Origin of the sequence: Gordonia sp. (in: high G+C Gram-positive bacteria) (assembly GCF_049299075.1) — a bacterium.
Lineage (GTDB): Bacteria > Actinomycetota > Actinomycetes > Mycobacteriales > Mycobacteriaceae > Gordonia.
In genome coordinates, this window is record NZ_JBAQWU010000486.1 from 1 (window position 1) to 6183 (window position 6183).

Here is a 6183-nt window from a genome sequence, read left to right on the forward strand (position 1 = left end):
CAGGTAGACGGTCGCTCGGCGGCCTTCGGCGACGGCGGAGGCTAGGCTCGCGAGGTTCTCCGGGGTGAGCGAGTCGGCAGCGGGGAGGCGACGGCGCGGTGGCATGGCGCCGATCCTATGCGATGGATCAGTCGATCGCTTCTACCGCGAAGCGGCCGTCGTCGGTGAACACGAGGTACACGTGCGCGCCTTCGCCCAGGCCAAGTGTGGTCAAGAAACGCCGCGTGCTGCCGAGCGTGGGTTGCCGGGCGGTCCACGAGATGGATTGTTCGCCTTTCTCGGAGGCGAGCTGACGAGAATCCCCGTAGGTCAGCCCGATCGCCGAGGCGAGCCCGACTGGCAGGGGCGCACCGCTGCCGCGCAGATGCTCGCGGTTGACGGTGATGCGGAGTTTCCAGGCGTCACCGATGCGAAACAGATTGCGCGTCTCCGCGGGCGACTTGCGCGTGGTCGGCAGCGCCTGCATATGGGAGACGACGCCGTCGCGTGTGTGAAACGGCGGGGCGCAAGCGTAGGCGGTCACGCTGGCGGGCTTGGCGTCGAAGTCGACGACCAGCCGTTCGATCAGCTCGCTCAGATCCATCGAGCCGCCGGCCTCGTCGAGGACCTCGCCGATCGCGCTGCGAATGGTGGCGTACGCCGGACCGCCCCACCTGCGCAGACCCCACTGGGTTCGACTGACGCGCTGGAAACGGTCGTCGCCGGCCATCTGATTGACCAGCGATCGGGCGGACCGCTCGACGTGGAAGGTGCCGACGATCTCGTCGGGCGCCATCGGCTCGTCGTGGATGGAAAGGACAGCCGCGGCGTAATCCTCGACAGTGCTGGTCGTGGTGAGTAGATGGCCGCGGTAGACGACGTAGCCGAGTTCGGCGGCCCACCGCGCGGGCCAGTCGGCGCTCTCGGTCGGCAAGGGGGCGTCGTTGACCTCAGTCAGCGCGGCCGCGGACAGCACGCCAAACTCGTCGGCGCGGTCGGTGACCAGGTTCCTGGTCGCCTCGCGTGCCGCGTCCAGATCGGGTACTGCGGCCCACCCGTCGGCCACCTCGAAAGGCAGGCCGATGCCGACCAGCACCTGCCACAGCGGACGATTCACCGCACCGACGCCGTCGGCGAGCGGCGGCAGGGCGGCGACGACGTCGTCGATCAACCGCACGGTGCCGACCATCCGGGTCGCCGACGACACCAGAAACTGCGCCTGCGTGCTGTTTTCCAGCCAGCCGAAGAGTTCGGTCAGTGCGCGCGCCTCGTACTGGCGTACGCGTTCGCGGGAAACACCGAAGCGCTCGCCGAGTGCTTCCAAGCGTTCGCGCGGCTGGGTGAGGCGCCGGGCGAGGAATACTTCCCGGTCACGGTCGCCGAGTTCGTCGAGCCGGGTGTCGAGGGATTCGGCGACAGTGATGTCCTCGTCGTCGCTGATGGGGAACGTGCTGGCGGTGAGGGTGGCCAGGCGTGAGCGGGCCTGATGGACCGCGGCCGGTGCATAGACAGGTAGTGGATTGAGGAGAGAGACGTCGTCGTCGCCGGTGACGCGTCGCCAGCGGGCGATGATCTCCAGATCGTCGAGCAACTCGTCGGTCACATCCGGCCCGAGATCGGTGTCGCGGGCGAGCTCATCGGTGGAGAGTTCGACCAGACGCGCCAGCAGCCCGATCACCGAGCCGGTGCCCATCCCGCGACTGTCCAAGATGTCGGCGGTGGTGGCTGCGCGGATGCGGTCGGTGGTGAAGGTCGACGACTGCAGAAGCCAGTTGGCGGCGCGCGTCGGAAGCGACGGATCGGGGATGAGGTCCACGTCGCCGGGCAGCAGCGGGAGCAGTTCACCAATGGTCACCTCGGGCACTGCTTCGACCATGAGCACGGCGATCAGCTCGCAGTGGGCCTTGCGGACGTTGGGTTCGGCCGCGGCGGGATCGTCGTCGATCCAGAAGAACTCCGGGTCGCCGGCACGACTGAAGAGCCAGGGCGCGACATCGCACCAGGTCACCTCGTCGGTATCGGATTCCATGGCGACCAGTCTCGCCTATGTGGGGTCGGTCTTGTCGAACGACACGTCGATCACTTCGAAGCCTTTGTTGCGCTGCGCCTTGGCCGAGTTCGTATAAAAGCGCACGTCGCCCTCGGTGAGAACGACGTTGTCGGTGAAGGGGGTGAGCAACGAGCGCGGGTACAGCTTGTCGGTGCGGACGGCGTTCATCTCCATGCAGAAGACGATCAGTGCCGCTGCCAGGTACAGGAAGGCGATAAGGCCCAGGACGGTGGCGAAAACACTGTTGACGACGCTGGCGCGGGTGATGACGCGCTCGACATAGACGCCACCGAAGCGTTGCAGCAGCTGCCAGCCGACGGCCGCGACTGCGGCGCCAGGCAGCACGTCAATGATGCGCAGGGTGCGGACAGTGCCGTAGCGGAAGGCGAAGAGGAAGACGGCGAGTGCGAGCACGACCTGGCCGATATCGGTGATCAGCTGGCTGATCCGGCCGAAATCGATGGCGGCGGAGGTGATGCCGATGGCGACCAGACCGATCATCGACAGACCGACGGTGAACAGCAGGACGAAGCCGCGTATGCGCACCAGGATCGGATTCGGGCGCGAGTTGCGGGGCACCGCCCAGATGATGTTCATGGCGTTCTGCGAGGCGACCGCGACGCCGAGTCCACCGTAGAGGGCGCCGACCAGGCCGATGATGATCGCCGCCGGGCCGCCGCTCAGCGCTGCCGGGTCGGCGAACTGATCGCCGATCACCGGGATCTGATCCAGCGCGGAGTTGACGATGCGGTCGCGCAAACCTTCGTTATTGCGTAACACCCAGCCGAGGATCGTGGTGAACAGCAGAAGCGCCGGGAACAGTGACACGAAGGCGTAGTACGTGATGAGTGCGGCCAGGTAGCCGCCCTGATCGTCGAAGAACTTGTAGGCCACGGCGAGTGGGTACCCGGTGCGTGGATAGCGACGGGTGAAGTTGTCGACGCGGGAGGCGAACGACACCGACGACCTCCTCAAGTTTGGCGTGGTACGCGGTGCATCGATCCTAGCTGGCGACCAAGCGTAGATTGGCTACCCTGGGGGCATGAGCAGTCGCAGCTACCAGTCCTTGACAGCCCGCGAGGCCGCCGCCCAGCTTCCGCTCGGATGGCAGGTTGACGACGGTACGCTCGTCGCCGTCTATCGCACCGGCACGATGGTGCGTAGCGTGCAGTTCGTGGATGCCGTCACTGCCGCGGCCGAGGCCGCCGACCACCATCCGGACGTCGAAATCCATTACGGCACAGTGCGTTTAGTGCTGACCACCCATGCCGCTGGTGGCCTGACCGATGCCGATGTCGCGCTGGCGCAGATGATCGCGGCGATCGCCCTGGAGTGGCGGATCGAGGCGATGACGGAACCGGGTGACCGAACGCTGCGATTGGTGTGGCCACAGTGGCAAGGCGCCGGGGCGGCGGGTGTCGCCGATTTGTTCGGCGAGGTCGCCCTCGAGCGGGCCCGGCGTGGTTACGCAGTGGGGTCCCAGGTGCTCGAAGCCGTGCTGCCGCCTGCGCGCGGGCCGGTCGCGCACGTCGTCGTCGACGATGTGGATGAGCCGGCGACCGAAGGCATCGAGTCGCGTGGAGTGGTTGTCGAGTCGTTGGAGTCGGCGCTCGAAGCGTTGGCCCGCAATGATTTCGACAAAGTGTTAACGCTCGGCGGCGATTGCGCGGTGAGCGTCGCGCCGTTCGCGGCCCTCGCGCGGGAATACGGCGATGACCTCGCCGTCATCTGGATCGACTCGCACCCGGACGTCGGGACGCCGGACAGTGAGTACAACGGCTACCACGCCATGGCAGTCGCGGTGCTGACCGGCCACGGTGATGAGGAGATCGTGGACTTGCTGCCGGCGACGATCCCGGCTGACCGGGTCGCGATCGCGGGCCTACACGAGTGGACTGACGACGACTACCCGCACCTCGCCGAATGGGGGATCGTCTCGTTTGACCCGGAGCAGCTACGCACCAGCACGGCGCCGCTGTTGACGTGGCTGCTGTCGACCGGCGCCTCGAAGGTTGCCATTCACCTCGACGTCGACGTCGTCGACGCCGATGAGGCAGCGCTCGGGCTGGGGCGGGTCCGCGGAGGTCTGCGGATCGCCGAAGTGCAGCGGGTGGTGCGTGATGTGGCAGCCACTGCCGAGGTCGTCGGCCTGACCGTCGCCGAGTTCATTCCGCGGAACGTGCTTCCGGTGCAGCGTCTGCTGGAGGGCTTGCCGCTGGTGTAGCCGGTTCCGGCATGATCCGGAACTCCGGTTGCCGGGTGACCAGCAGCCAGGCTGGCAGCACCACGACGCAGAGCACCGGCAGCACGGTGATGTCGCCGGGGATGGCGACGGCGACGAAGAGTGCCAGCCAGCCGTCGCGGCTGACCACCAGGAGGACGCCCAATACGCCGCAGGCCACGGCGAGGGTGAGCGGCAGGTTCGGGATCATTGCGTGGCCGAGGAGGCCGACCGCGACACCCAGGAAGGTGGCCGGGAAGATCCGTCCGCCGCGGAACAGGGCGCTGGCGGCGATGGCGAGGGCTAACGCTTTGATCACGATGATCAGGGTGAGTTCGCTTCGGCTGTAGCCAGCCGGGTCCGCGAGCAACTGACCGGTTTCGGCTAGGCCCTTGAACATGGTGATCGGGCCGCCGATGAAGCCCAGGATGCCCAGGATCAGGCCACCAACCAGCGGAATCAGAATGCGTGAGCGCATCGAGTGCAGTGCACGCCAGGTGAAGCTGAACAGGTAGAGCATGGCCAGGCCGATTGCCACGCCAGCACAGGCGACGAGGATGCCGTAGAGCAGATCCGGCGCAGAAGGGCTGCCGTAGGCGGGGAGGTTGAAGCCCAGGTGCTGGCCACCCATCCACTTCATCGCGATAGTGCCCGAACCGGCGGCGACCAGCGGGAGAAAGAGCTTGTCCCACAGCGAGCCTTTGCCGGCGATCGCGGCGAGCACTTCGGTGAAGATCAGTGCGGCGGCCACCGGGGTGCCGAATAGCGCGCCGACGGTTGCCGCGCCGGCGATCATCACGCCGACCTCACTGGGCACCGCCGGGATGAGTCGGGAGAGCAGGAAGACGATGATCGCCACGTTCACCGCAATGATCGGGTTTTCCGGTCCGAGGCTGACGCCGCCGCCGAGGGCCAGGATGGTCACGGCGATGACCCCGGGAAGGGCGGACAGATGAAGGGGCTCCTCGATCAACTCCGTTGTGGCGCTGTCCGGTCCGCCGTGTCCGGGGAAGAACTGCAAGCACAGTCCGACGGCCAGACCGGTGAGGGTGAGGACGAGGATGATCCACCAACCGCTCGGGTCCACGCCGAGCGCGTCCGGGATCCGGTCCCACAGCGTCTGCTGCCATTGGTCGGCGACCTTCTCGATCACCCAGAGGATCCCGGCCGCGCACGCTCCGAGCAGGATCGTCGGTATCGCTAGGGCGAGGAGTTTGCGGGGCGAGGTTTCGTCGGCGGCTTCCGGGCGGGCCAGGGTCATCGGCAGCTCTCTTGCAGGCGGAGTGGTGAGGCTCAAAGGCTACGGGATCTGGTCTTCACGCCGGGCCGGATCTAGCCTTGGTTGATGAAGGTCATGACCGGGATGAAGATCGTCGTGCTGGGCGCCAGCGGCACGATGGGGCGTCAGGTGGCCGAGAAGCTGACCGCGCGCGGAGTGGAAGTCGTGGCGGCGCACCGCGGCAGCGGCGTGGATGCGTTGACCGGGGAGGGCCTCGCGGCCGCAGTCGACGGCGCCGACGTCGTCGTCGATTGTTTGAACCTGACGACTCAGTCGGGACGCAAAGCGACGGAGTTCTTTCGGGCGACGGCGGCGCACGTCGCCGACGCCGCCAGTCAGGCTGGCGCGCGCTTGGTGTGCCTGTCGATTTGCCACGCCGTCGACCCGGCCGTCAACGCCAAGATGGGCTACTACCGGGGCAAGGCCGCGCAGGAGGAGGCCTACCGCGAACGTCTCGGTGGCGCGCTGACCGTCGTGCGCACGACCCAGTGGTTCGAACTCGCCCGGACGATCTCCGATCAGTTCTCGCTCGGCCCGGTAGCGGCCGTGCCGCACATGATCACCGCACCGCTCGCCGCGGCCGACGGTGCTGACGCGATCGTCGCGAACGTTGTCGAGCCGGCCGCGGCCGTCGTCGAGGTCTGTGGTCCGGAG

General features: G+C 67.2%; 5 protein-coding genes and 1 pseudogene. 2 read left to right on the forward strand and 4 right to left on the reverse strand.

Annotated elements, in window-relative coordinates; all coding sequences use genetic code 11:
- From WAW85_RS15280 to WAW85_RS15290, 3 genes and pseudogenes are all read right to left on the reverse strand, one after another.
- Positions 1-105: pseudogene (locus WAW85_RS15280) on the reverse strand (translation initiation factor); the annotation flags it as partial.
- Positions 106-127: 22 nt separating this feature from the next.
- Positions 128-2008, reverse strand: a complete 1881-nt coding sequence (locus WAW85_RS15285; protein WP_422560443.1) for a sigma factor-like helix-turn-helix DNA-binding protein — start codon at positions 2006-2008, stop codon at positions 128-130.
- A 15-nt stretch (positions 2009-2023) separates the two neighbouring features.
- Positions 2024-2989 carry a YihY/virulence factor BrkB family protein gene (locus WAW85_RS15290; protein WP_422560444.1) on the reverse strand — a complete coding sequence of 322 codons (966 nt, stop codon included), beginning with the start codon at positions 2987-2989 and terminating at the stop codon, positions 2024-2026.
- Between the two features lie 82 nt (positions 2990-3071).
- On the opposite strand from WAW85_RS15290, the gene WAW85_RS15295 reads away from it, so the two are divergent.
- Positions 3072-4253, forward strand: a complete 1182-nt coding sequence (locus tag WAW85_RS15295; RefSeq protein WP_422560445.1) for a 4a-hydroxytetrahydrobiopterin dehydratase — start codon at positions 3072-3074, stop codon at positions 4251-4253.
- Here WAW85_RS15295 and WAW85_RS15300 read toward each other — a convergent pair.
- A complete protein-coding gene (locus WAW85_RS15300; RefSeq protein WP_422560446.1) occupies positions 4195-5511 on the reverse strand; it encodes an ion channel protein in 1317 nt (438 codons plus the stop codon). The genes WAW85_RS15295 and WAW85_RS15300 overlap by 59 nt on opposite strands.
- An 84-nt stretch (positions 5512-5595) precedes the next feature.
- Here WAW85_RS15300 and WAW85_RS15305 point away from each other — a divergent pair.
- Positions 5596-6183, forward strand: a 588-nt coding sequence (locus tag WAW85_RS15305) for an SDR family oxidoreductase (protein WP_422560447.1), incomplete at its 3' end; no start/stop codon positions are given.